24 protein-coding genes are annotated in these 22,995 nt (G+C 57.5%); 9 read left to right on the top strand and 15 right to left on the bottom strand.

Annotation, left to right across the window (positions count from 1 at the left end; translation table 11 throughout):
- Window positions 1-124: 124 nt before the first annotated feature.
- The 5 genes from ACIQT8_RS14675 to ACIQT8_RS14655 all read right to left on the bottom strand — a co-directional run bounded on the left by ACIQT8_RS14675 (window position 125) and on the right by ACIQT8_RS14655 (window position 7,167).
- Complete coding sequence (locus ACIQT8_RS14675; protein ID WP_400966506.1) at window positions 125-2,128, bottom strand: CocE/NonD family hydrolase; 2,004 nt, start codon at window positions 2,126-2,128, stop codon at window positions 125-127.
- 101 nt (window positions 2,129-2,229) lie between these two features.
- On the bottom strand, window positions 2,230-3,840 hold the full coding sequence (locus tag ACIQT8_RS14670) for an ABC transporter ATP-binding protein (protein ID WP_400966503.1): 1,611 nt from the start codon (window positions 3,838-3,840) through the stop codon (window positions 2,230-2,232).
- A complete protein-coding gene (locus tag ACIQT8_RS14665; RefSeq protein WP_400966501.1) occupies window positions 3,837-4,661 on the bottom strand; it encodes an ABC transporter permease in 825 nt (274 codons plus the stop codon). Before ACIQT8_RS14665 ends, ACIQT8_RS14670 begins: the two co-directional genes overlap by 4 nt.
- Entirely contained in the window at window positions 4,658-5,605 is a 948-nt protein-coding gene (locus ACIQT8_RS14660; RefSeq protein WP_262524353.1) for an ABC transporter permease, read from the bottom strand. Before ACIQT8_RS14660 ends, ACIQT8_RS14665 begins: the two co-directional genes overlap by 4 nt.
- Window positions 5,605-7,167, bottom strand: coding sequence for an ABC transporter substrate-binding protein (locus ACIQT8_RS14655; protein ID WP_138794508.1), 1,563 nt, complete (start codon window positions 7,165-7,167; stop codon window positions 5,605-5,607). The genes ACIQT8_RS14660 and ACIQT8_RS14655 overlap by 1 nt, the downstream gene beginning before the upstream one ends.
- A gap of 236 nt (window positions 7,168-7,403) precedes the next feature.
- Between ACIQT8_RS14655 and ACIQT8_RS14650 the strand changes: the two genes are divergently transcribed.
- The gene (locus ACIQT8_RS14650) at window positions 7,404-7,670 is read left to right on the top strand and encodes a cyclic nucleotide-binding protein (RefSeq protein WP_138794509.1); all 267 of its coding nucleotides are present in this window, start codon (window positions 7,404-7,406) and stop codon (window positions 7,668-7,670) included.
- A gap of 6 nt (window positions 7,671-7,676) precedes the next feature.
- Here ACIQT8_RS14650 and ACIQT8_RS14645 read toward each other — a convergent pair whose 3' ends face one another.
- Window positions 7,677-8,567, bottom strand: coding sequence for a LysR substrate-binding domain-containing protein (locus ACIQT8_RS14645; RefSeq protein WP_400966496.1), 891 nt, complete (start codon window positions 8,565-8,567; stop codon window positions 7,677-7,679).
- 321 nt (window positions 8,568-8,888) lie between these two features.
- Here ACIQT8_RS14645 and ACIQT8_RS14640 point away from each other — a divergent pair, with 321 nt between their 5' ends.
- A complete protein-coding gene (locus ACIQT8_RS14640) occupies window positions 8,889-9,650 on the top strand; it encodes a transporter substrate-binding domain-containing protein (RefSeq protein WP_262526234.1) in 762 nt (253 codons plus the stop codon).
- A 6-nt stretch (window positions 9,651-9,656) separates the two neighbouring features.
- On the opposite strand, the gene ACIQT8_RS14635 is transcribed toward ACIQT8_RS14640, so the two are convergent.
- Entirely contained in the window at window positions 9,657-10,310 is a 654-nt protein-coding gene (locus ACIQT8_RS14635; RefSeq protein ID WP_138794511.1) for a helix-turn-helix transcriptional regulator, read from the bottom strand.
- Window positions 10,311-10,422: 112 nt separating this feature from the next.
- Window positions 10,423-11,073: a response regulator transcription factor gene (locus ACIQT8_RS14630; RefSeq protein ID WP_138794512.1), complete on the bottom strand. Its 651-nt coding sequence runs from the start codon at window positions 11,071-11,073 to the stop codon at window positions 10,423-10,425.
- A gap of 245 nt (window positions 11,074-11,318) precedes the next feature.
- Here ACIQT8_RS14630 and ACIQT8_RS14625 point away from each other — a divergent pair, with 245 nt between their 5' ends.
- The gene (locus tag ACIQT8_RS14625; RefSeq protein ID WP_400966493.1) at window positions 11,319-11,675 is read left to right on the top strand and encodes a DUF952 domain-containing protein; all 357 of its coding nucleotides are present in this window, start codon (window positions 11,319-11,321) and stop codon (window positions 11,673-11,675) included.
- Window positions 11,672-12,763 carry a quinone-dependent dihydroorotate dehydrogenase gene (locus ACIQT8_RS14620; RefSeq protein ID WP_400966490.1) on the top strand — a complete coding sequence of 364 codons (1,092 nt, stop codon included), beginning with the start codon at window positions 11,672-11,674 and terminating at the stop codon, window positions 12,761-12,763. The genes ACIQT8_RS14625 and ACIQT8_RS14620 overlap by 4 nt, the downstream gene beginning before the upstream one ends.
- Before the next feature lie 5 nt (window positions 12,764-12,768).
- On the opposite strand, the gene ACIQT8_RS14615 is transcribed toward ACIQT8_RS14620, so the two are convergent.
- Both ACIQT8_RS14615 and ACIQT8_RS14610 read right to left on the bottom strand, forming a co-directional pair.
- Entirely contained in the window at window positions 12,769-13,266 is a 498-nt protein-coding gene (locus ACIQT8_RS14615; RefSeq protein WP_138794515.1) for a CAP domain-containing protein, read from the bottom strand.
- A 1-nt stretch (window position 13,267) separates the two neighbouring features.
- Entirely contained in the window at window positions 13,268-13,534 is a 267-nt protein-coding gene (locus ACIQT8_RS14610; RefSeq protein ID WP_003493739.1) for a DUF6460 domain-containing protein, read from the bottom strand.
- A 157-nt stretch (window positions 13,535-13,691) separates the two neighbouring features.
- Here ACIQT8_RS14610 and ACIQT8_RS14605 point away from each other — a divergent pair, with 157 nt between their 5' ends.
- The 3 genes from ACIQT8_RS14605 (at window position 13,692) to ACIQT8_RS14595 (ending at window position 16,151) form a co-directional block, all read left to right on the top strand.
- On the top strand, window positions 13,692-14,636 hold the full coding sequence (locus tag ACIQT8_RS14605; protein ID WP_400966487.1) for a methyltransferase domain-containing protein: 945 nt from the start codon (window positions 13,692-13,694) through the stop codon (window positions 14,634-14,636).
- Window positions 14,637-14,838: 202 nt separating this feature from the next.
- Window positions 14,839-15,450 carry a YitT family protein gene (locus ACIQT8_RS14600; RefSeq protein WP_138794939.1) on the top strand — a complete coding sequence of 204 codons (612 nt, stop codon included), beginning with the start codon at window positions 14,839-14,841 and terminating at the stop codon, window positions 15,448-15,450.
- Window positions 15,451-15,509: 59 nt separating this feature from the next.
- Window positions 15,510-16,151 carry a YitT family protein gene (locus ACIQT8_RS14595; RefSeq protein ID WP_138794517.1) on the top strand — a complete coding sequence of 214 codons (642 nt, stop codon included), beginning with the start codon at window positions 15,510-15,512 and terminating at the stop codon, window positions 16,149-16,151.
- A 27-nt stretch (window positions 16,152-16,178) separates the two neighbouring features.
- Here the strand turns inward: ACIQT8_RS14595 and ACIQT8_RS14590 are convergent, their stop codons facing one another.
- On the bottom strand, window positions 16,179-16,640 hold the full coding sequence (locus ACIQT8_RS14590; protein ID WP_138794518.1) for a carboxymuconolactone decarboxylase family protein: 462 nt from the start codon (window positions 16,638-16,640) through the stop codon (window positions 16,179-16,181).
- Between the two features lie 93 nt (window positions 16,641-16,733).
- The gene (locus tag ACIQT8_RS14585; protein WP_400966483.1) at window positions 16,734-17,234 is read right to left on the bottom strand and encodes an RrF2 family transcriptional regulator; all 501 of its coding nucleotides are present in this window, start codon (window positions 17,232-17,234) and stop codon (window positions 16,734-16,736) included.
- A gap of 106 nt (window positions 17,235-17,340) precedes the next feature.
- Between ACIQT8_RS14585 and ACIQT8_RS14580 the strand changes: the two genes are divergently transcribed.
- Entirely contained in the window at window positions 17,341-19,860 is a 2,520-nt protein-coding gene (locus tag ACIQT8_RS14580) for a ligase-associated DNA damage response DEXH box helicase (protein ID WP_400966480.1), read from the top strand.
- 14 nt (window positions 19,861-19,874) lie between these two features.
- Window positions 19,875-20,609 carry a ligase-associated DNA damage response endonuclease PdeM gene (gene pdeM / locus ACIQT8_RS14575; protein WP_400966477.1) on the top strand — a complete coding sequence of 245 codons (735 nt, stop codon included), beginning with the start codon at window positions 19,875-19,877 and terminating at the stop codon, window positions 20,607-20,609.
- Window positions 20,610-20,617: 8 nt separating this feature from the next.
- Here the strand turns inward: pdeM and ACIQT8_RS14570 are convergent, their stop codons facing one another.
- From ACIQT8_RS14570 to ACIQT8_RS14560, 3 genes are all read right to left on the bottom strand, one after another.
- Window positions 20,618-21,055, bottom strand: coding sequence for a universal stress protein (locus tag ACIQT8_RS14570; protein ID WP_138794522.1), 438 nt, complete (start codon window positions 21,053-21,055; stop codon window positions 20,618-20,620).
- Between the two features lie 128 nt (window positions 21,056-21,183).
- Entirely contained in the window at window positions 21,184-22,011 is an 828-nt protein-coding gene (locus ACIQT8_RS14565) for a TIGR02186 family protein (protein WP_178340704.1), read from the bottom strand.
- Window positions 22,008-22,934 (bottom strand): sulfite exporter TauE/SafE family protein, encoded by a 927-nt coding sequence (locus ACIQT8_RS14560; protein WP_138794941.1) that lies wholly within the window; start codon window positions 22,932-22,934, stop codon window positions 22,008-22,010. The genes ACIQT8_RS14565 and ACIQT8_RS14560 overlap by 4 nt, the downstream gene beginning before the upstream one ends.
- Window positions 22,935-22,995 lie beyond the last annotated feature (61 nt).

Raw genomic sequence — 22,995 nt, 5'->3', positions numbered from 1 at the left:
TTTTCATTGAAATCAAAAAACAAAAGCGCTGACTTCTCAGCGCTTTTGTTTGTCCGCTGTCACCCGGCATGGCAACCAGATGCCATCCCGAACCTCGCGTTCGGGCTTCGGAGCGCCCTAGCCGTCAGATCAGGTCGCGAGCGAAGCGCTGGTCCCACGCTTTCGATTTAACGGCAACGCCATTTTCGAATGCCGACAGTTCTCCCGTCAGGTAGAAATTGTCTTTGTCCGAACGCATTTCGGTCCGGCTCTCGATCTTGATGCGCCATCCATCGCGGCCCATTTCATAGGTCTGGGTCAGAACGTATTTTGCGGAGAGTGGGTCGTTGTCGCGGATGGTCAGTTCCCGGCGCAGGCTGTGGCTGAGTTCTGTATCGATTTCGTCGAACCGCAGCACGCCCTCGCCGAACAGTCCCCCCACGCCTTCCGTGACATAGGTGTTGATGCCCGTCTCGTGATCCTGTTCGGTCCAACGGCGGACCGAGCCGGGATCAACCTGCGTGATGGGCGTTGAGGGACCATGGGTGGGCGCCTCAAACCGGACGGGAATACCGTCTCCTGCAGCCCGCACCGGCAGGTCGAGCGCGCTTTCCGCAACGGAAACGCTCAGTGTGGCGTCGAAAGGCGATGTCCAGACCATCGGCCAGTAAGCAGTTGCGATGGCAAGCTGCAACTTGTGACCCTTCGCAAAGCGATATCCGCAGTCATTGAGCTTGATCGCGACATCATAAAATCTGCCGGGCTCGAGCGCTTCCGGATTTTCGTGGCTGTCGCGGTGTGTCAGGTTGAAAACCTGATAGCTGACGCGCGTGACACGTCCATCCGGCAAGACATCATTCAGGCGCAGGGAAATCTGCGCGACGGGGCTATCGGCGGAAATGCGCAGCCGTGCAATCGGTGCACCGAGAATGTCGAGGTCGTCTTCGAGGCACGTTGTTTCGAAAACCAGTGCACCACCATTGTCCAGCCGCTGATCGGTTGGATGTTCACCCGGGCAGCCGGTTGCCATCCATTCGCCGCCGGCCTTGCCGTGGCTTTGGGGCGAACGGATGTTGAGAACCGCAGGTTTGCCTGCGGCGTTGCCAAGTTCCTTGCCGGCACCAAGATGCAGAGACCTAGTGGAGATTTGCGGTGAGGGCCATGCTGCTTCGCCCACCCAACGGCCTTGTGTCGTCGTTCGTGTCCCCGTGGGCTCGATCGTATCACTGACAAATGCGCGCATCATCGGCTCGTCCATGACGCCGGTGTCCTTGCCCTTCAGCCAATGATCCCACCAGCGTGTCGCTTCCTGCAGGAAACCGATCGCCGGACCGGGAACACCATCCTGCGGATAGATGTGGCCCCATGGGCCGATGATGCCGCGTCGTGGAACCTGAAGATTTTCGAGAAGCCTGGAGACGGGGTTGGTGTAGCTGTCTGCCCAGGCGCCAATGGCAAGGACCGGGCACTGGATCGCGCTCCAGTCCTCGCAGACCGAGCCGTGTTTCCAGTATTCGTCGTAACGCTGATGTTCGAGCCACAGCGCAGGGAAGAAAGGCAGTTTTTCCAGCCTCTCGATCCAGCGGTCACGCCATTCGTCGCCAACGATCTTCGGGTCGAGCGGGCGGCTCTGATAGGCAAGCATGATGGTTCCCCACCACAGATTGTCGTTCAGCAACAAGCCACCCATGTAGTGGATGTCGTCGGTATAGCGGTTGTCGGTCGAGTAGGCGGTAATGATGGCCTTCAGGGCCGGTGGACGTCGGGCGGCAATCTGCAGGCTGTTGAAACCGCCCCAGCTCTTTCCCATCATGCCGACATTGCCACTGCACCAGGGTTGGCGGGAAATCCAGTCGATGACTTCCAGAGCATCGTCCTGCTCCTGCTTCAGATATTCATCGGCCATGTGGCCATCGGATTCACCTGTGCCGCGCATGTCCACACGAATGGCGGCGTAGCCCTGGCTGGCAAAATAACCATGCATCGGCTCGTCACGTCCGCGCGTTCCGTCACGCTTGCGGTAAGGGATATATTCTAGAACGGCAGGCACAGGCGATTGCTCGGCGTCTTCTGGCAGCCACAGGCGCGCACCAAGGCGCACGCCATCGCTCATGGTAATCCAGATGTGTTCTTCAACATGCACGGTCATTTGGGAGCTTCCAGTCAGGTCATTCGGTGCGGGTATCACCGCACGGGGCATTAACAACAAGGAGGAGGTGGCTCACATGCAGCGATGAGCCACCATAGAGATCAGGCGGAAACACCGCGTTTTGCCAGCACGCCATCCAGCCAGTCGCGGCGCAGTTCCGGAACCGACGTGATGAGCTGTTCGGTATAGGGTTGGTAAGGCGGCGCAAAAACCTGCTCGGTCGTACCGGTTTCGACAATACGGCCGTGCTGCATCACCATTGTCCTGTCAGCAAGCCTGCGCACCACGCCGAGATCGTGGGTGATGAACAGGTAGGAAACACCGAGTTCATCCTGCAAAGAGCGCAAAAGCTTGAGAATTTCCTCCGCTACCAGAGGATCAAGCGCGGATGTCACCTCATCGCATATGATCAGGTCGGGCCGGGCGGCAAGTGCGCGGGCAATACAGACGCGTTGCTTCTGTCCGCCGGAGAGCGCTTTCGGCAGGCGCTCTGCAAAGTCCCGTGGCAGGCCGATGAGGTCCAGCAATCGATTGACTTCGGACGTGCGTTCGTCGTCGTTCATTCCGAAATAAAACGACATCGGACGGCTGATGATTTCGCCCACGGTATGACGTGGATTGAGTGCCACATCGGGAAGCTGATAGACAAGCTGGATGCGCCGTAACTCCTCGCGGGAGCGCTTGGTGTAACTATCGGCAAGCCGGTGCCCGGTGAGTGAGATGACGCCGGACGAATGTGGCGGCAGGCCGGCAATGACGCGGGCCAGCGTGGATTTTCCGGAACCGGATTCCCCCACAACAGCCAGTGTCTCGCCCTTGCGAATTTCGCACTGAATGTTGTCCAGCACCTTCTTGCGGCCGTAGTAAGCTGTGACGTCGCGGGCTTCCAGCAGAACTTCTCCACCCTTGTGATGAACGCCTTCACCCGACATGCTGGCTTCGCGTTCGGACACGAGACGGCGTGTATAGTCTTCCTGCGGCTGCTCCAGAACCTGCTCCGCAGAGCCGGCCTCTACCTGTTTTCCATGACGCAAAACCATGATGCTGTCGGCAATCTGCGCGACGACGGCAAGGTCATGTGTGATGTAAAGCGCGGCTGTGTCATAACGCTGGATGAGGCTGCGCAGCAGCGCAAGCACCTCGATCTGCGTTGTGACATCAAGCGCCGTGGTCGGCTCGTCCAGCACGAGAATGTCAGGCCGGCAAGACATCGCCATCGCCACCATCGCACGCTGCAACTGACCACCCGACACCTGATGCGGATAACGGCTGCCAAAGTTCTGGTAGTCGGGAAGCTGCAACGCCTGCAACAGTTCCAGCATCCAGGCCTGAGCTTCCTGCCTGTTCATGATGCCGTGATAGAGCGGCCCTTCCATGATCTGTTCGCCGATCTTCATGGCCGGGTTGAAGGCAGCGGCAGCACTTTGTGCCACATAGGCAATACGTGCGCCACGTACAGCTTCGCGACCGGCACGGTCGACCGTCATCAGGGATACGCCGTTGACGATGATTTCGCCCCCGACGATGCGGCAGCCATTGCGGCCATATCCCATTGCAGCAAGGCCGATTGTGGATTTTCCGGCGCCGGATTCGCCGATCAGACCTTTGACCTCGCCGCGTTTGAGGTCGAGATCGACACCGTCAACCAGGATGGCGCCATTGGGAGCGGCAACTTTCAGGCCGCGAATTTGCAGAACCTTGTTTTCGCTCATCGGTCGGCTCCCTGAATTGCACTGCGGCCAGCAAGCAGCCAGTCCACGACAAGATTGACGCCGATGGTGAGAATGGCGATGGCGGCGGCCGGGTAAAGCGGAGCATAGAGGCCGTACAGAATGGCTTGCTGGTTATCCTTCACCATGCCGCCCCAGTCGGCGAACGGGGGCTGAATGCCAAGGCCCAGGAACGACAGGCCGGCCACGAACAGGAAGGTGAAGCAGAAGCGCAGGCCGAATTCCGCAATCAGCGGCGGAAGGGCGTTGGGGAGTATTTCCTTGAACACCAGCCAGAACAGGCCTTCGCCGCGCAGACGCGCCGTCTCAGCATATTCCATAACATTGATGCCCTGGGCCACGATACGCGCCAGACGAAACACGCGCGTGGAGTCCAGAAGCGCAATCGTCACGATCAGGACGGGAATGGACGAGCCAAGCGCCTGAAGCACAACCAACGCCGAAATCAGCACCGGTATGCACATTACCGTGTCGACGATGCGCGAAAGGACCATATCCAGCCAGCCGCCGAAAATCGCGGCGATGAAACCGAGCGTGATGCCGATGCTGAAGGACAGCAGCGAAGCGGCCAGCGACACGCCGATGGACATTTGTGCGCCAGCCAAGAGACGCGAAAGCATATCGCGACCGTTCTGATCGAGGCCGAACCAATGGGCGGCGGACGGTGGATCGAACGGTGATCCGACAATTTCCTCCTGTCCGAATGGCGCAATATGCGGGCCAGCGACAAATAGGATGATGTTGAGCGAGATGATGAAAAGACCAACCCATGCGGTCGGGGTAATGGAACGCAGCATTTTCATCGGGGATGCCTCAAGCGCGGATTGAGCGCGATTGCCGAAACATCGGCGATGATGTTCAAAATGACATAGGCTGCGCCGAACACGAGGGCTGCGGCCTGAACCAGTGGAAGGTCACGTTTTGAAACGGCGTCGACCATGAAGCGGCCAAGGCCGTTATAGTTGAAAATGGCCTCCACCAGCACGACGCCGGTAATGAGATAGGCGATGTTGAACGAGACAACGTTGACGATCGGTGCTGCGGCATTGGGAAGCGCATGGCGAAGAACCGCACGTTTTGTCCGCAATCCCTTGAGATAGGCTGTTTCGACATAAGCCTGATCCATGACCGCGAGAACTGCGGTGCGGGTCATTCGCAGCATTTGTGCCACCGTGACCAGGACCAGGGTAAGGGCCGGAAGCGTGGTGGCTTTGAGCCAATCCGCAAAGCCCATGCCCGGATAGGTGTCTGCGAGACTTGGCAAGAGATTGTAGTGAACGGAAACGAAGAGGATGAGCAGAAGCCCAAGAAAATATTCCGGGAGAGAGACAAAGCCGAGAGCGGCGATATTGATGACACGATCAAACAGGCTGCCACGCCAGATGGCGCTGAACAAACCGAGGAGAACGGCGATCGGAACGGAGACGGCTGCGGCATAAAGTGCCAGCGCCATGGTGTTCCAGAACCGTGGCCAGAGAAGATCTGCGACGGGCTGACGGTTTGCGAGTGAGTTGCCGAGGTCGCCGGTTACGAAACCGCCAAGCCAGGAGAGATAGCGTTGCAGAATGGGCTGGTCGAGACCGAGATCGGCGCGCAACACGGCGAGGGATTCAGGCGTCGCATTTTGTCCGAGTATTGCTGACGCCACATCACCGGGAAGAAGCTGTGTGCCGGCGAAAATAAGCGCCGACACCAGCAGAAGCGTCAAAATACCCAAAGCAACGCGCTTCAGGATAAGCTTAGTCATTATGCGTCCAACCAGACCTTTTCAGCGAGACGGGCACCCATGAAGTTGAACATCGGATGCGTGGTCACGCCCTTCAGTTTTTTGGATGTTGCATCGAGGTAATCGCCGAACATCGGGATCATGGCGCCGCCCTCATTGGAGATGAGTGCCTGAAGCTCGGCGTAGATTTCCTTGCGCTTTGCATCGTCGAGCAGCGCACGTGCCTCGGTGAGTTTCTTGTCGAAGGTTTCGTTCTTCCAGTGCGTATCGTTCTGCGCCGAGGTTGACTGGTAGGCGATGGTCAGCATCTGGTCGGCTGTCGGGCGGCCGCCCCAGTAAGACATGCAGAATGGTGCCTTCATCCAGACATTGTCCCAATAGCCGTCGGCAGGTTCGCGCTTGATCGAAACGTCGATACCGCCCTTTGCCGCGCTCGTCCGGAAGATCGCTGCGGCATCCACCGCGCCAGAAAAGGCTGCGTCAGAAGAGGAAATTTCGATTTTCAGCGTGTCGAGACCAGCCTGCTTCAGATAAAACTTGGCTTTCTCTGGATCATAGGGACGTTGCGGCAAATCTGCTGCGTGGAAACGATCGGAACTCGGTATCGGATGGTCGTTGCCGATGCGGCCGTAGCCACGCAGAGCGGTCTTCAAAAGCTGTTCGCGATCGATGGCATGCTTGATGGCGAGACGGATATTGTTGTCCGTATAGGGTGCCTGCGTGCAATCCATCAGGAACGTGAAGTGCTGGCCGCTGGCCGACTGTACGATGTTGAGATTGGGGTTGCGGCGCAGCAGATCGACTGTCTTGAAGTCGAGCTGGTTGATGGCGTGAACCTGTCCCGACATCATGGCATTCGTACGTGCGGCAATGTCGTTGATGACGATCACTTCGACAGCGTCAACATGAGCGGCATTGGCTTTCCAGTAGTTTGGATTGCGGGTAAAGCGTGAGCGGACGCCGGGGTCATAGCTTTCGAACACGAAGGGTCCGGTGCCGACTGGCTTGTTGAAATCCGTCCATCCTTCCGGAACGATAAGGAAGTGATAGTCGGAAAGAATGTAGGGGAGGTCGGCGTTGCCGCTTTCCAGCACAATCTTGATCTCGCTATCGGAGACTTTCTCGATGGCCTTGAGAGCAGAGGCAACGGAGCGTGCTGCAGATGTGGTGTCTCCACGGTGCAGGTTGATGGAGTAGATGACGTCTTCCACCGTCAGCGTCTTGCCATTGTGGAACGTAACACCTTGGCGCAGCTTGAAGGTCCACTCCACCGCACCCGGCTGGGCTTCCCAGCTTTCGAACAGTTCCGGCACGGCGTTATTGTTCGCGTCGATCTCGACAAGGCCGTTCATGATCATGAACGCCTGATTGACGGGAACCCAATCCTTCAGAATACGCGGGTCTAGATTGTCGGTCGTGCTGCCGCCACCAATGCCAAGCTTCAGGACGCCACCCTTTTTCGGAGTTTCCGCGCTTTGCGCATTGGCGGTGGTGATGAAGCCGGCGGAAAGTGCCGTCAGGCTGGCCGCGCCAGCAAGGAAACGTCGCCGATCAAGCGAAAAGGAAAAGGGGGAGGATGTCATATTGGGGGTTCCCTGTTTTTATCGGGGCCAGAGGAGGCTCGGCTGGGGGACTGGCCTATCGTACTCGGCGGTTCGGCACTAGGTCTCGAGCGGGATACAGGGGTATGATTTTTGTGCATGGGGCCATGAAATCTGAGCGCGTCCGCTTGTTCGAGAAGCGGAGTAAAGGGGCGTGGCCGGACCAGATCCGGTTTACCCAAGCCCGCCGAGCGGGCGCGTTTATGGAGTGAACACAAATGGGGCTTGCGGACATTGTCGGCCTTGCGGGAGCCTTTTTTTATCTCTTTGCCTATGCCCTGTTGCAGTTACGCGTTCTAACCATTGATGACGGGCGCTACACGCTTCTTAACGTTCTGGGCGGCGTATCGCTGATCTATTCGCTGATATGGAATTTTAATCTCGGCTCCCTGATCTCGCAGGTCGCCTGGCTTCTGTTCACTATCATCGGCTACGCGCGCTTCATGCTGGATCGCCGTCGCAAGGCACCTCCGGCACAGGCCTGACGATTGTCAGCGCGCGGTTTGCTGATTGTTGGCAATGAGCCAGTCTGAAACCTCGCGCACAATCCTTCGCTGGTGGCGATCGGCCGGCCGCATCAGGTAAAATTTGCCTTCTGAGCGCATCGTATGGGAATGGACAGGGACAAGGACCCCACTATCAAGCTGATCGCGGATCAGCCATGTCCATCCAAGTGTTGCGCCAAGCCCTTGCGACGCCGCCGCAACACAGAGGCCGTAGTCTCCCAGCTTCCACTGAATTGCGTCCTGCGGTGGCGACAATTGTGATGACCGCCACCAGTCGCGCCAGTCCTGCCATTCTCGCATGGAATCTTCGATCGAGATCAGAACCGGCGCTCTTTGCTCCATGAGGTTGGCCATGCCTGCCGCTGATACGGGAATGACCTCTTCCTGGCCGAGTTCGGAAAGCCAGACGCCAATTGGTCGTTCCCTGCGATAGAAGATAGCAAGATCGAATTCGTCCAGACGCAAATGGGCCACGTCATCGGTGACGCGCAACCGCAGTTCGATGCCGGGGATGTCGCGTTTCAGCGTCTGAAGGCGCGGCATGAACCATTGATCGGCAATCCCGCGCGAGCAGGCGATGGTGATCTGGCTGGGGCCGGTCCAGGAGCGTACGCCGTCCGTGACGCTTGCGATGTCGAGGATGAGCCGCGAAACGTCGATCGAGTAGTTCTCTCCGATGGTTGTTAATCGCACACCTGTCGGCACACGCTCGAAGAGTTTGGAGCCGATAAACGCTTCAAGTTTGCTGATCTGGCGGCTGACAGCGCTTTGCGTCAGACCAAGCTCATTACCCGCCCTGGAGAAACTGCCCAGCCGCGATGCAGCCTCGAAAACAACAAGCGCCTCCAATGGCGGCAATCTAAATGACGGTTGCATCCCGGTTCCCACAAAACAGTCTGCGCTCCGATACACCTACGCCATAAACTCTTCAATTTTTTTGGAATTCGATGCTGTGGTAATCACGCAATTTCCTCGTCCAAAAGGGTCGTCGGACATGATTCTTGTGTATAGTCGCCGACAAATTTGCATCCTGCCGCTATCATCATGGTAGCGCTGCCGTGACCTAAGCGGATTATTGAGATGAGAATGCCGGTTATGAGATCAAACCCTGGACGACTTTGCATCGCGGCAATTTTCGCGATTCTGGCTGGCGGCACGGGTGTTTCACCGGCACAGGGCCTGTCGGATGGTGGCAAGATGCCGGTGCTTTTCGATGCGCAGGAGCGGTTTGCCGGCGGCGATCTGTCTTCGGTGCCGCGTATCCGGTTCTTGATGTCTGTCGATTTTCCGCCCTTCAATTTTACCGATCAGGAAGGGCGGCTCGCAGGTTTTCATGTCGATCTGGTGCGGGAAATCTGCGCGCAATTGAAGGTCGAGAGCAAATGCCAGGTTCAGGCATTGCCGTTTGATGAGCTGGAAGCGGCGCTGGAAATGGGGGAGGGCGAGGCTGTCATTTCCGGTATCGCGTCATCATCGGACTTGCGAAAGAGCTTCACCTTCTCACGTCCTTACCTTCTCTTGCCGGCACGCTTTGCAGTCAACAAGGCGGTAAAGCTCGAAGGGACGATGATCGATGCTCTCTCCGGCAAGAAGGTAGGGGTTCTGACCGGTTCGCGCCATGAGCAGATGCTCAAGGCATTTTTTCCGAAAGTGGCGGCCAACGGCTTTGATGGCTATGACGCCATGTATGATGCCCTAAAGACCGGCAAGGTGGATGCCGTTTTCGCAGACGGCCTGCGTCTGCCGTTCTGGGTGTCGGGCACTGCCTCCGAAGGCTGCTGCGCGTTGTTCGGTGGACCTTATATGTCTGATCGTTTTCTGGGCGAAGGCCTGACGATCATGGCCGTCGACCCGGACAACGTTCTCGTTCCGGCTTTCGATCAGGCGCTTGCGGCTCTGTCACGCAATGGCCGGCTAGAGGAAATCTACCGCCGCTATTTTCCTTATGGATTATACTGAACGGTGTTATTGGCTTGCCCAGATAATCCGGGCAATCCATTCTACCTCTGCCATGTCGAAACTGCGGTTGGGATGTTCCGGATTGAGGGAAAGCAGCTCGATGTTCTTGGGGCTTTGCCGCGCCAGAACCTTTGCCATGACCTCACCATCCCGGCTTTTCACCACCACGCGATCGCCTCGGCGTACCTGTGCGCCGGGCTCGACGATGAGAATGTCGCCATCACGATAAAGTGGCATCATGCTTTCGCCCTGCACCTCCAGCGCATAGACACCCTGCTTGCGGTCCGGGGAGGACGGAAATTCGATAACGTCCCACCCTTGGCCGGCCGGAAAGCCGCCGTCATCGAAAAAGCCACCGGAGCCGGCCTGAGCGAAACCGAGCAGCGGAATGGCATTGTGTGCATCGGCAGGCTGGGTCGCCTGTCCGGTTTTTCCGAACGCATAGCCAAAAAACTGGTCGATACTCGCGCCGGTCGCCTCCAGGACTTTCGAGACGGATTCTGTGGAGGGCCAGCGTTTGCGACCGTCCGGACCGAACCGCTTCGACTTGTTGAACGATGTCGGATCGAGGCCTGCGCGCTTGGCCAGCGCCGAAGGCGTCAACTGGTGACGTTCTGCAAGCGTATCGATCGCGATCCAGATCGTTTCGTGTGAAAGCATGATTAAAAGCCCGCAGGTGGAGCCCGTGGAGGAAAAAGCTCCTGTCAGTAGAGGCTGTAATCTAGACTATATTCAGCTTGGAGTAAAGAAATAAGGAATAAAATCCTCTTCCTCAGGCCACCATTGCCGGACTGTTGATCTTGGAAAGTTGGATGACCGCCTGTGTGCGGCTATCGACCTTGAGTTTCAGCAGGATTGCCGACACATGCGCCTTCACGGTGGCTTCGGAGACATTCAGTTCATAGGCGATCTGCTTGTTCAGAAGGCCTTCGGCCAGCATGCCGAGAACGCGGCTCTGTTGTGGCGTAAGGGTCCTCAACCGCTGAATAAGATCAGCCACATCAGGATCTTGTTCCTTTGCGCCTCTGTGGCTGGCCGGTACCCAGACATCGCCTTCTAGAACGGCACGGATGCCGTCGCGAATATCGTCGATGCCTGACGATTTGGAGATGAAGCCGGAAGCACCCAGTTCTATTGCGCGGCGCACCGTGGTGGCGTCATCAGTGGCAGAGACAATGACGATAGGCAGGCTGGCGAATTCCGCCCGTAGCGCCATCAGCCCTGAAAATCCGCTGACACCAGGCATGGAAAGATCGAGAAGCATCAGATCCGCATCGTTCCGCTCGGCGGCGGCCTTGCGGGCGGCTTCGAAATCCCCGGCCTCTATGATGGTCTGCTGGCCCTCAATGCCGGATACGGCCTGCTTCAGGGCTCCACGAAAAAGCGGGTGATCGTCTGCGATGATGATGGCAAGTTCCGACATTGTGGCCCCCTCCCAAGGGCGTTGATGCGGTTCTTTTCTATTTTCTTACGTCTGCCTGCCGTTTGTCGAAAACGACTCCAGCGCCTCCATTCCCAAAAGTGCGCCAATCGATTGCGCATTACAAGGGAAAGCTTTTCACAGAAACAGCCTGAGACCATCCGACGGCAAAAAAACCGGCAGAAACTGTGGACAATCGCTCGGCTTTGCTGCAAACCCCGCTCTCAGAACACCCGTCGGAGACGCCTATGCAGGAACAGCCCGCGATCATTTATAAAATCGTCCCGGAGGCGCTCTGGGCTGCCGCTAAGGCCAAAGGCGTTTTTGAAGGCGCACCGATCGATCTGGCCGATGGTTTCGTTCACTTCTCAACTGCCAAACAGGCAATGGAAACCGCATTGCGGCATTTTGCCGGACAGGCCGGTTTGTTGCTTGTTGCCGTGAGTGGAGAGGCTCTCGGCGAAAAGCTGGTTTATGAGCCTTCGAGAGGCGGCGATCTCTTTCCGCATCTCTACGCCTCTCTCCCCATGACCGCCGTGCTCTGGGAAAAACCTCTTGTCTTGGGCGAGGACGGTCGCCATCAATTTCCGGAGAACCTGTCATGAACGGATTTTTTTCCTCTCTCGGCCGTAAAGGCGTGTTCCTGATCGATCCGGAAAAGGCGCATGGACTATCGATTGCGGCGTTGAAGAGCGGCTTTTTGCCAACATGCATGGTGCCGCACGATCCGCGCTTGCAGCAGACGGTGGCCGGGCTCGTGTTCCCCAACCCGCTCGGCTTGGCGGCTGGTTACGACAAGAACGCCGAAGTGCCTGGACCGGTCTTACGGCTCGGCTTCGGTTTCACCGAAATCGGTACTGTCACACCACGCGCGCAGGTGGGCAATCCCAAGCCGCGCATTTTCCGGCTCGTGGAGGATGAGGGTGTTATCAACCGCCTCGGTTTTAACAATGAGGGGCACGCCGCTGCACTTGAACGCATGAAGGCTGCCTCGCTGCGCGGCATCGTCGGCGTCAATATCGGTGCGAACAAGGACAGCGAAGACCGCATTGCCGACTATGTGAAGGGCATCGAGACCTTCTATTCGGTCGCGTCCTATTTTACCGTCAACATCTCTTCGCCCAATACGCCGGGACTGCGTGATCTGCAGGCACGTGAAAGCCTCGCCGCCTTGCTGGCAGCCGTACTGGAAAGCCGTGAGGCGGAGGCCTCCCGCTCTGGTAAGCGTATCCCGGTATTCCTGAAGATCGCTCCGGATCTGACGGAAGAAGGGTTGGATGACGTTGCCGAGGAGGCACTGGCGCACGATCTCGATGGTCTGATCGTCTCGAACACCACGCTCTCTCGCGATGGTCTGCGGGCTGCTCCGAACAAGAGCGAGTCCGGCGGGCTTTCAGGAAAGCCGCTTTTCGAGCTGTCGACCACGGTTCTTGCCAAGATGCGCAAGCGCGTTGGCGCAAACCTGCCGATCATCGGTGTCGGTGGTGTCTCATCGGCAGAAACGGCGGTGGAGAAGATAAAGGCGGGCGCCGATCTCGTGCAGCTTTACTCCTGCATGGTCTATGAAGGTCCGGGGCTGCCGTCTGCCGTGGTCAAGGGACTGTCCAAGATCGTGGAGCGCGAGCGCGTTGACAACATCCGCGATCTGCGCGACAGCACGGTCGACCGTTGGGCCGACCGTAAGCTCGGCTGATTGGTTCAGGCGCAGAGTACCATCGCCCAATAGGGGCGGTTTCGGTTTGCGGCATCGTAAGCGACGGCCACGCCAAGACCATTATATGACCCCAGCATGTTCTCGAGATGGTGGGGAGAGGTGATCCAGGCCTTGACGACGCGTTCAACGCTATCCTGACCGCTTGCGACGTTTTCTGCTGCGGGCAGAGGAACCTTGCCGTCTTTCATACGAATGAGGAAGCTGTCGGTCAGGCCGATCAGATGCGCCATCTTCTGCGCCTTGACCATGCGATCCGCCTGATAGGCGGCGGCGGTACTGGCAGCGCTGTTGACGGAGAGAGATGAAAGCCCTTTGGAGCGCCGCAGCTCATTGACCATCGGCAGCGCCGCAGCGGTTTCATCCTTGGTCCCCGAAGGGACGCCCTTGTTGGTTGGCATGGAAACGCAGGCAGATAGCAACGAGCCAGCGGAAACCAGCACGAAACCGCGCCGGGAGAACGTAATAAGCGATGTTTCGGTCATATCAGCGGCGGTAGCTCAGGAGGCGCAGGATGATGAAGACGGGAATGACGATCGTTGCGCCAAGGATCAGGTAGTCGCCGATTGCGCCAAGCGCGTGGAAACCGCTTCTCCACAGATCAACCACGAAATCGCGCGCACCATAGATGATGTTCCACGGCGTCAAGCCGAAGATCGCCATCAGAAAGCCGACGAGCAATGAAACCACCAGCAGTTTCACAACCGTACGGGCCACCGTATCACCCAGCATTTTGTTGACCTCACCGGCCATCAGCAAGTCTCCTGTTTCCTCTCACATATGAAGCAGGCTGCTTCGATGCAAGTTTCGGTGCACTATATCGCGCTATAGTCGCCGGTGCCATGAAATAGGACTTGAGTTTTTTTATGGCTTGATAAATGAGAGCCGACATCTTCTCAGGAAATCATGAATGGCATCAAACCAGTTTTCTTCCGGTGACGTGATCGCTGACCGCAGGGCAGATTATGCTCGCATGTTGGCCGAGAGCGGCGATCATGCGGCGGCAGCCGAACTGATCGAGCAGGCGCTCGAATTGACGCCATCATGGGCAGCGGGCTGGTTCCGTCTCGGTGAGTATGCCGAGAAGGCGGGTGATGAGGAAAAGGCTGTTGCCGCTTTCGAGAAAGTTGCCGGGCTGGATTCCGAAGGTATCTTCGCTGCCGAGTTGAAGCTTGCGATCTTGGGGGCTGCCGAAACCCCTGAGCAGCCACCAAGCCGCTATGTCGAAGGATTGTTCGACGACTATGCCGAGCGTTTTGAAACCTCATTGGTGAAGAAGCTTGACTACAGCGTGCCGCAAAAATTGGCGGCGCTGATCGAAAAAGCCCATCCGGCAAATGGCAAGTTTTGCTGCATCGTTGATATCGGCTGCGGTACGGGTCTGCTGGGAGCGGAAATCAGCGACTGGGCAGAACGGTTGGAAGGTTTCGATATCTCCACCAACATGCTGGCCAAGGCTGAAGAGAAGGGCGTCTATCACCATCTGGCCCAGGCCGACTTGTCACTGGATGTTGCAGCCTCCGGTCTTTTCGACGGTCGTCTTGCTCAAGGCCGCGCCGATCTGGTGGCTGCGGCCGATGTCATGATGTATCTCGGCAGCCTGGAGACGGTGATGCCCCTGGTCGACGCGCTCCTGGCGCCGGGAGGTCTGTTCGCCTTCTCGGTCGAGGATGCGGGCGAGGAGGATGGCTTTGTTCTTCAGCCGTCATTGCGCTACGCTCATTCCGAACGCTACATCCGTGGTCTGCTCGCTGCGCATGGCATGGATGTGCTGGACATCGTCAAAACCACCATTCGCAAGGATGCCGGAAAACCCCTTTCCGGCATTCTTTTTCTTTCTAGGAAAGAAGGCTGATCTTTTCGTTTCTTGCCATTTCGCCAATAGGTCAGCCCTGCTTACATATCCGTATTGAAATACTGTCTTTTGCAGTGCAAAATATGCTCGTAAAGCCGAACCACGATGAGACGTCGTCGGAAACCGGCGAAGCATTTTCACGACAATTCTGGCAGATCTCTTCGGGGGTACGGACATGGCATTCACGAGAAGCGTCTATGGCATGTGGAGTGCCGATCCGGCAAAACATGCACCGGTGGAAGATGTGCAGGGCATTGTTACCGGCGCGATCGTTTCGGCGCTCGGTTTTTACCTGCTGAACAAGGTGGGCCTTCTGACCGGGGGCACGGCGGGCGTTGCGTTCCTTATTCACTACGCATTCGGCATCAGCTTTGGCCTTCTGTTCTTCCTCGTTAATCTGCCATTTTATTATCTCTCTTTCCGCCGTCTTGGTCTCGCATTCTCGCTCAAGACCTTTATCGCCATCGGCCTTGTCTCCGTGCTGACCGAACTGGAATCCCGCTGGATGGTGGTCGACAGCATCAATCCGCTCTGGGCTGCGTTGCTGGGTGGCCTGTTGCTGGGATATGGGCTGCTGGCGCTTTATCGCCACCGCGCCAGCCTCGGCGGTATCGGTATTCTGGCCATTTACATTCAGGATCGCTTTGGTGTCCGAGCGGGCCTTATTCAGCTTGCCTTTGACGCCTGTGTCATGGTTGCCGCCTTCGCGGTCATCGACCCCGAAACAGTTCTCTATTCGATTGTCGGCGCGTTCGTCCTCAACATGTTCCTCGCCATCAATCATCGCTCCGACCGTTATATCGTCGTGCGCTAACGCTTGAATTTTCAGGCGCTGAGGCGCAGAGAATGAGCCGGGAAAAACGGGAAACGACCATGAGCGAAGTTGCCGAACGCAAGCTGACCAGATTTTGGGCTTCCACGCCGGATCGGCATTCGCTGCTGGAAGACATTCAGGGCGTATTGGCAGGCAGCATGCTGGTGTCGCTTGGTGTGACGCTGTTTTCATCCGCCGGGCTTCTGACAGGTGGTACGGTCGGTTTGGCCTTCCTGGTCCATTACGCCACGGATGTGCGCTTCGGCGCGGTGTTCTTCCTCGTCAATCTGCCTTTCTATTATCTCGCGTTTCGACGCCTCGGACTGGCCTTTACGGTAAAAACCTTCTGCGCGATCGCCATGACCGCGGTCTTGTCGGATTACATGCCGGGGCTGTTTGCATTTGAGAGCATCAATCCCGTTGCCGCTGCACTGTTTGGAGGGCTGACGGTCGCAGCCGGTATGCTGGCACTGTTTCGTCACCGTACCAGTCTTGGCGGTTTCGGCATTCTGGCGCTTTATCTGCAGGACCGTTTCGGCTGGCGCGCCGGATTGGTGCAACTCGCCTTCGATGGCATGGTGCTCGTTGCATCCTGTTTCATTGCCACGCCTTTCGTCATCATCTGCTCTGTTCTCGGCGCATTGGTGATGAACCTGACATTGGCGATCAATCACCGCAACGACCGCTACATAGCGATGTAACGGTCGCTCGGCCAAGGTGGGTCGAGATCACGCTGCCTTGGCGGTGGCGTCGACAGGATGTTGCGAGCGGAAGCCGACGGCAATGCGGTTCCAGGTGTTGATCGTGCCAATCGCAACCGTCACCTTGACGATATCCTCATCGCTGAAATGCGCCTTCAGCGCCTCATAGGCATCATCCGGTGCGCCGGTCTCGGCAATCTTCGTCACCGCATCGACCCAGCCGAGCAAGGCCCGTTCCTGCTCGGAATAGACGGTCGATTCCCGCCAGACACTCATCAGGTTAATCCACTGTTCCGACAGGCCGTCCTTGCGGCTTTCCTTGACGTGCATGTCGACGCAGAAAGCACAGCCATTAATGATGGAGGCACGAAGCTTGATGAGGTGAATGAAGCGGTGCTCCAGTCCGCTGTTTTGAACGTAGGTCTCCAGAGCCATCACGGCTTTGAAGGCTTCGGGAGATGCTTTGGCGTAATTCAAACGGGTTTTCATTAGTGTTTTCCTTTTTCGGATAGGTATCAGGGCATGCGTCATCGATCCGAAAAGCCATGTGGCTTTCCGGTGTCGTATCGGAATGTCGTCAGTTCAGCGTGCGGACTTGCGCTCGTTCATTTCAAGAAACGCGCAACCACGCGCGGCAATGCCGCCGTCGTCATTGGCGGCGAGATCTCCCAGAACATCGGCTATGGTGGTTTTGGCCAGTTCTGCCCGATAGGCTTTTTCGGCTTTCAGCATCGCTGCATTGATGCCGCAAGGTTTGGTAAAATAGCGTTTTGGCAAAGGATTTGGGCCCCGCTGGCGGATTTCCGCACAGCGAAAAGCAGGCTTTGGTCCCTCTACCGCCAGAACGATATCGAGCAATGTGATCTTGTCAGTCGGTTTCGCAAGCCGATAACCGCCTTTCGGTCCGGGAACGGTGGCGAGAATTCCGGCACCGGAAAGAAGTTGTAGGTGTTTCAGGAGGTAGCTGGTGGAAACGCCATGAAACTCCGCCAGCGCGGCGGCCGAAAGTACGCCACCATCGGAAAGCCCCGCCAGCATTCCCACGCTGTGAATGGCCTGTTCCACGCCGTCGCCCAGTTTCATCGTATCAGCTCCTTTATCGTGGATTAAAAATATCCATGATTAGGATTGCTGTCAAGGCGCGCTTTCATGCCCTTCTTTTTCGCAGCTTTTTCACTACCTTGAAGAGATGAAACTTGCCGAGTCGTCCATTTCCGGCATTCAAGTCGGCGCCTTGCCTCTGCCGTTCCAGAAATGGTTTGCGCAAAAGGGGTGGCAGCCGCGCGCTCATCAGCTCGAGCTTGCCGCCCGCGCGCATGGCGGCGAAAACATGCTTCTCATAGCGCCAACCGGTGCGGGCAAGACGCTTGGCGGCTTCATGGCATCGCTGACAGACCTGGCGGAGCGCGGTAAGGTGCCGCCCGGCTCGGGTTTTGTCGGTGTGCACACCCTGTACATCTCACCTCTCAAAGCGCTCGCCGTCGATATCGAGCGCAATCTGATGAAGCCTGTTTCGGAAATGGGACTGCCGATTTCCGTTGAAACCCGCACGGGCGATACGCCACAGGGCAAGCGACAGCGCCAGCGAATAAAGCCACCGGATATCCTGTTGACGACTCCAGAACAGGTCTCTCTTCTTTTGGCCAACAAGGAAGCCGAGCGGTTTTTTCGCGACCTGAAATATGTGGTGCTGGATGAGTTGCACTCACTGGTCACCTCCAAGCGAGGCCATCTGCTGTCGCTGGCTTTGGCCCGCATCCGCAAACATGCTCCTGCCATGCGAACGATAGGCCTTTCCGCGACGGTTGCGGAACCGATGGATTTGCGTCGTTATCTCGCACCGCAGGTGGAAGGTTCCAAACCTGCCGGTGTCATCACCGTTGAGGGCGGTGCAAAGCCTGACATTTCCATTCTGCAGACGGATCAGCGTATCCCGTGGTCTGGTCATTCGGCACGTTATGCCATGCAGGATCTTTATAAGGCGCTGAAAGAGCATCAGACGACGCTGATCTTCGTCAACACCCGCTCGCAGGCGGAGCTGATCTTCCAGGAACTCTGGACCATCAATGATGATAGTCTGCCGATCGCGCTGCATCACGGCTCACTGGATGCCGGGCAGCGGCGGAAGGTGGAAGCCGCCATGGCGGAAAACAAGCTGCGCGCTGTGGTCGCCACATCCACACTCGATCTCGGTATCGACTGGGGTGATGTCGATCTGGTCGTCCATGTCGGCGCGCCGAAAGGTGCAAGTCGCCTGGCGCAACGCATTGGTCGCGCCAATCACCGTATGGACGAGCCATCAAAGGCCATTCTCGTGCCCGCCAACCGTTTCGAGGTGATGGAATGTCGTGCCGCGCTCGATGCGAATTATATCGGTGCACAGGATACGCCGCCGATCGCCGAAGGTGCGCTGGACGTTTTGGCGCAACATGTTTTGGGTATGGCCTGCGCCGAACCGTTCGATGCGGATGAGCTTTATCAGGAAGTCACGAGCGCTTCGCCTTACGCGACCCTCTCACGCCACACCTTTGACCGGGTGGTGGATTTTACCGCGACCGGTGGCTATGCGTTGCGAACCTATGAGCGCTATGCCCGTATCCGCCAGATGAAGGACGGTCGCTGGCGTGTCTCAAACCCACAGGTCGCCCAGCAATATCGACTGAATCTCGGTACCATTGTCGAAGCCGCTGAACTGAACGTTCGAATGGTCAAGCGCAACGCCAAGGGAACGCTGGGCCGCGGTGGCATGTCGCTTGGCAAGGTCGAGGAATATTTCCTCGAACAGCTCGTGCAGGGTGATACCTTTCTGTTTTCCGGAAAAGTCTTGCGATTTGAAGGGATCAGGGAAAACGAATGCCTCGTTTCCCAAGCTTTCTCGATGGACCCCAAAATTCCATCTTACGCCGGCGGGAAGTTTCCGCTTTCGACCTATCTCGCCGATCAGGTGCGCTCGATGCTGGCCGATCCGCAGCGTTGGCACGCGTTGCCGGATCAGGTGCGTGACTGGTTGGCAATCCAGAAAGAGAAGTCGATCATTCCCAAACAGGATGAGTTGCTGGTGGAGACATTTCCCTTCCGGAAGCGTTTCTTCATGGTCATGTATCCGTTTGAGGGCCGCCTGGCACATCAGACACTCGGCATGCTTTTGACGCGGCGGCTGGAAAGAGCAGGCGCCAAACCCATGGGCTTTGTCGCCACAGACTATTCCTTGGCCATCTGGGCCATGGAGGATATCGGCAGACGCCTGAAATCTCGTCGTCTCTCGCTGGCAGACCTTCTCGACGAGGACATGTTGGGCGACGATCTGGAGGCATGGTTGGACGAGTCATTCATGCTGAAACGCACCTTTCGCAATTGTGCGGTCATTTCCGGCCTGATTGAGCGCCGCCATCCTGGCAAGGAAAAGACCGGGCGACAGGTGACCGTCTCGGCAGACCTTATTTATGACGTTCTTCGCAGCCATGAGCCGGACCATATCCTGCTGGAAGCGACCCGTCGCGATGCGGCTGCAGGGCTTTTGGACATTGGCCGACTTGGAGATATGCTGAGACGGATCAAGGGCCACACCACCCATTGCGCATTGGAGCATGTCTCGCCGCTTGCCGTGCCGGTAATGCTGGAAATTGGACGCGAAACGGTCGCAGGCGAGGCGCAGGACGATGTCCTTGCTGAAGCCGCAGACGAACTCATCGCCGACGCGATGTCTTGACGAGGGAAATGAACGTGCTGAGCCGCCTTGCCCTGAGCGAGAGATTCTCAACCGGCTTCGAGTGCCTTGGCTCGGAGATTGACGTCAACGGCGTTTCCGCCTGGTGCGACCCCCTGGGTGGGCTGTTTTTGCCTGATCTGTCGCTATTGGTCGTGTCCGATCTGCATCTCGAAAAGGGCGCGGCTTTTGCTCGGCGGGGAAGACTGCTGCCGCCTTATGACACCATTGCCACGTTGAAAATCCTCGCTTCGCTGGTCGCCCGTTACGATCCAAAGATCGTCGTCAGTCTGGGCGACAATTTTCACGACCGCGTTGGCTCAGAATTGCTGCCGCTGCCCTTGCGCGAAATCATCAGGGAGATGGCGGCGGGCCGCGAATGGATATGGATCAACGGCAACCATGATCCTGATGGCACAGTCGATCTTCCTGGCTCCTCGATGGATGAGATGTTTTTCGGAAACCTCGTTTTCCGGCATGAGCCCAAAGCCAGGGCTGCTGACGCAATTGGGGAAATTGCCGGCCATCTCCATCCTGCGGCAACGGTTCGCCGCCGTGAAAAGACGGTTCGCCGTCCATGTTTTGCAACTGATGGCGTGCGCCTGCTTATGCCGGCTTTTGGGGTCATGAGCGGCGGTCTGGATTTGCGACATAAGGCCATGGCAGGCCTCTTCGATCGGAATGCACTGGTTGCGCATCTCCTTGGTCGGGATCGAATTTACGCCGTAAGGTTCTCGAACCTTCTGGGGTGAGCGCTGCTCTATTGCCGATAGACCAGAACCGGAATCTTCGAGTTTTTCAGCACTCTTGCGGTGACGCTGCCGAGCAGCATTTCCAGAAAACTCTTGCGACGATGTGAGGCCATGGCGATCAGGTCGCAGCCGCTCCTGTTTGCGGTTTCGATGATTGCTTCGTCAGGGCGGCCGGCTCTCGCCAGGAGGGCGTCGCATTCCAGCCCCATCGACACGGCGCGTTCTCGCGTGTTCTTGAGCAGGTGCTCGGCCTCCTCGCAGCGGTGGAATTCCTCTTCGGCAATGGCGGCGATGTCGTCGACATCGCTGGCAATCACATGAAAAGGTTCGGAGACCGTGACCACAGTCACTTTCGCGCCCGCGTCCTTTGCAAGGGCAAAGCCATTATCGACCGCAATCTGCGCCAGCGGCGAACCGTCGGTGGGAATGAGAATGTGCTTGAACATGACATTTCTCCTTTTCATCCCGGTTACAGCCGACGAGGCGACACCACGTGTCACCGCGGCCGTAACGCTTTGAATTTTACTGCAAAGCGATAAAGGAAGCGAATGCTATCTTTGCGGCCGAAGCCTGATCAGTCCTTGCGGAAGATGATGCTGGCACCCCAGCCGGTGATGACGGCAAGCAGGACGCACAATGTGCCGTAGGCCAAAGGTGTTTCATGCGCGGCATTGGTGATGGCCTGCTCCATGCCTGTCTTGACGACGCGCAGTTTCAACTCTCGTTGGGCAATGAAACGCCCGCTCTTGAAGAGGTAGGCATGGGCGGTATGTACACCATTCGGCACATTGGCGGGAAGGCGAAGGGTTGCCCAGAAAAGTCCTGTCCGCTCCAGGCGCACGCCAGTCGCGTCGTTGCGATAGATCCCGCTGGTGAGCTTGAGCCGCCGGTAAGCCTCCTGGAAATCGAACACATTGTCGGGCACGCCGGAAAAGGCGGCGCTTTTGAGTGGCAGGTGATCGACGCCGAGCCCCATCGCCCGTAGCGTGCCTGCGGAGGCGATGGAATTAATGTCGCGCGTGCTCGCCATCGAATAGGATTCTGGCAGAGGCGTGAAGGTAATTGCACTGGTGTTGATCCATATGCCCGCAACGCGATCCTTCTTGCGCACGGTCATGTAGTCGTTCGGCCCCTCAAGCGTGACGATGATATCGTATTGACCGATCGCCAGCAGCAACTGGTCGGTGTTGTTCAACGCGCCAAAAAGCGTGAAATCCGCGCCGCGAAAATCCGATGTGATCGGAATTTCCGTTGTCGATGCGCCGATTTCTATGTTTTCCTGCAATGGCCCCTGCTGCGGAGCTATCGGGATTGCAAGTGGAGGCGTCTGGGCCAGAGCTGTGCCGGCAAACAGGGGTAAAAGCAGGCCAAGTATCGCTGCAACAGGGAGACGGCAAGTCAATAGCCCAACCCTCCCACGGCAACGGAAAACAGATCGTCGGGACGGACGACCAGCGAGACGGCAAGGCGAAGCGCCACCGCGAGCACCAGCAATGCCAACAATGCGCGCAACTGTTCGCCACGCAGCTTCTGTCCGACGCGTACGCCATATTGCGCGCCAATAACGCCGGCAACCATCAGAATGAAGGCGAGAACGACATCGACCGAATAGTTGGTCGCAGCCTGCACGATCGTCGTATATGCCGTGACGAAAATGATCTGAAACAGCGACGTTCCGACGACAACATTGGTCGGAATACGCAGGAGATAGATCATTGCCGGGACCATGATAAAGCCGCCGCCCACACCCATGATTGAGGTGAGGACGCCGATACCAAAGCCGAGCGTTATCACGGGGATGACGCTCAAGTAGATCTTCGATTTCTTGAACCGCATTTTCAGCGGCAGCCGGTGCACCCAATTGTGCTGGCCAGGTCTGCGCAGCACCACGCTTTCGTTGCGGGCGCTGCGGCGAAGCGCCGAAATGCTCTCTTTCAGCATCAAACTACCGACCGTGCCAAGCAGGATGACATAAAGCAGCGATACGATGAGGTCGAGCTGTCCGATGCTCCGCAGGAATGAGAATACCCAGACACCGACCGTCGCGCCTGCCAGACCCCCGACCAGCAACACACTGCCGAGTTTCACGTCCAGCGTTCCGCGCCTGAAATGGGTGATGGAGCCGGATACCGATGAGGCTACGACCTGGTTCGCGCCGGTGGCGACTGCGACGACAGGGGGAATGTTGTAAAAGATCAACAGCGGGGTGATCAGAAATCCACCGCCCACACCGAACATGCCGGACAGAAAACCGACAGCCGCACCCATGCCGAGAATGATGAAAATATTCACCGACAGTTCTGCGATCGGCAGGTAGACAGTCACGGCTCGGACCTCGGGCGCATGGTTCCGGGGCGGCATCATCTGTCCGGGTGGGCAGCCGCGC

It is taken from the genome of Agrobacterium sp. NPDC090273, from assembly GCF_044772305.1.
GTDB lineage: Bacteria > Pseudomonadota > Alphaproteobacteria > Rhizobiales > Rhizobiaceae > Agrobacterium.
Note: the sequence above shows the minus strand (reverse complement) of the source record. Positions and strands in the feature narration are given on the sequence as shown.

What these genes read in the sequence shown, in the direction of transcription:
- ACIQT8_RS14655 (WP_138794508.1), bottom strand. Translation starts at nt 7,167, where the DNA reads ATGACATCCTCCCCCTTTTCCTTTTCGCTTGATCGGCGACGTTTCCTT.
- ACIQT8_RS14660 (WP_262524353.1), bottom strand. Translation starts at nt 5,605, where the DNA reads ATGACTAAGCTTATCCTGAAGCGCGTTGCTTTGGGTATTTTGACGCTT.
- ACIQT8_RS14625 (WP_400966493.1), top strand. Translation starts at nt 11,319, where the DNA reads ATGCAGGAACAGCCCGCGATCATTTATAAAATCGTCCCGGAGGCGCTC.
- ACIQT8_RS14600 (WP_138794939.1), top strand. Translation starts at nt 14,839, where the DNA reads ATGTGGAGTGCCGATCCGGCAAAACATGCACCGGTGGAAGATGTGCAG.
- ACIQT8_RS14620 (WP_400966490.1), top strand. Translation starts at nt 11,672, where the DNA reads ATGAACGGATTTTTTTCCTCTCTCGGCCGTAAAGGCGTGTTCCTGATC.
- ACIQT8_RS14615 (WP_138794515.1), bottom strand. Translation starts at nt 13,266, where the DNA reads ATGACCGAAACATCGCTTATTACGTTCTCCCGGCGCGGTTTCGTGCTG.
- ACIQT8_RS14610 (WP_003493739.1), bottom strand. Translation starts at nt 13,534, where the DNA reads ATGGCCGGTGAGGTCAACAAAATGCTGGGTGATACGGTGGCCCGTACG.
- ACIQT8_RS14675 (WP_400966506.1), bottom strand. Translation starts at nt 2,128, where the DNA reads ATGACCGTGCATGTTGAAGAACACATCTGGATTACCATGAGCGATGGC.
- ACIQT8_RS14595 (WP_138794517.1), top strand. Translation starts at nt 15,510, where the DNA reads ATGAGCGAAGTTGCCGAACGCAAGCTGACCAGATTTTGGGCTTCCACG.
- ACIQT8_RS14670 (WP_400966503.1), bottom strand. Translation starts at nt 3,840, where the DNA reads ATGAGCGAAAACAAGGTTCTGCAAATTCGCGGCCTGAAAGTTGCCGCT.
- ACIQT8_RS14590 (WP_138794518.1), bottom strand. Translation starts at nt 16,640, where the DNA reads ATGAAAACCCGTTTGAATTACGCCAAAGCATCTCCCGAAGCCTTCAAA.
- ACIQT8_RS14650 (WP_138794509.1), top strand. Translation starts at nt 7,404, where the DNA reads ATGGGGCTTGCGGACATTGTCGGCCTTGCGGGAGCCTTTTTTTATCTC.
- ACIQT8_RS14605 (WP_400966487.1), top strand. Translation starts at nt 13,692, where the DNA reads ATGGCATCAAACCAGTTTTCTTCCGGTGACGTGATCGCTGACCGCAGG.
- ACIQT8_RS14630 (WP_138794512.1), bottom strand. Translation starts at nt 11,073, where the DNA reads ATGTCGGAACTTGCCATCATCATCGCAGACGATCACCCGCTTTTTCGT.
- ACIQT8_RS14570 (WP_138794522.1), bottom strand. Translation starts at nt 21,055, where the DNA reads ATGTTCAAGCACATTCTCATTCCCACCGACGGTTCGCCGCTGGCGCAG.
- ACIQT8_RS14640 (WP_262526234.1), top strand. Translation starts at nt 8,889, where the DNA reads ATGCCGGTGCTTTTCGATGCGCAGGAGCGGTTTGCCGGCGGCGATCTG.
- ACIQT8_RS14665 (WP_400966501.1), bottom strand. Translation starts at nt 4,661, where the DNA reads ATGAAAATGCTGCGTTCCATTACCCCGACCGCATGGGTTGGTCTTTTC.
- ACIQT8_RS14580 (WP_400966480.1), top strand. Translation starts at nt 17,341, where the DNA reads ATGAAACTTGCCGAGTCGTCCATTTCCGGCATTCAAGTCGGCGCCTTG.
- ACIQT8_RS14645 (WP_400966496.1), bottom strand. Translation starts at nt 8,567, where the DNA reads ATGCAACCGTCATTTAGATTGCCGCCATTGGAGGCGCTTGTTGTTTTC.
- ACIQT8_RS14635 (WP_138794511.1), bottom strand. Translation starts at nt 10,310, where the DNA reads ATGCTTTCACACGAAACGATCTGGATCGCGATCGATACGCTTGCAGAA.
- ACIQT8_RS14585 (WP_400966483.1), bottom strand. Translation starts at nt 17,234, where the DNA reads ATGAAACTGGGCGACGGCGTGGAACAGGCCATTCACAGCGTGGGAATG.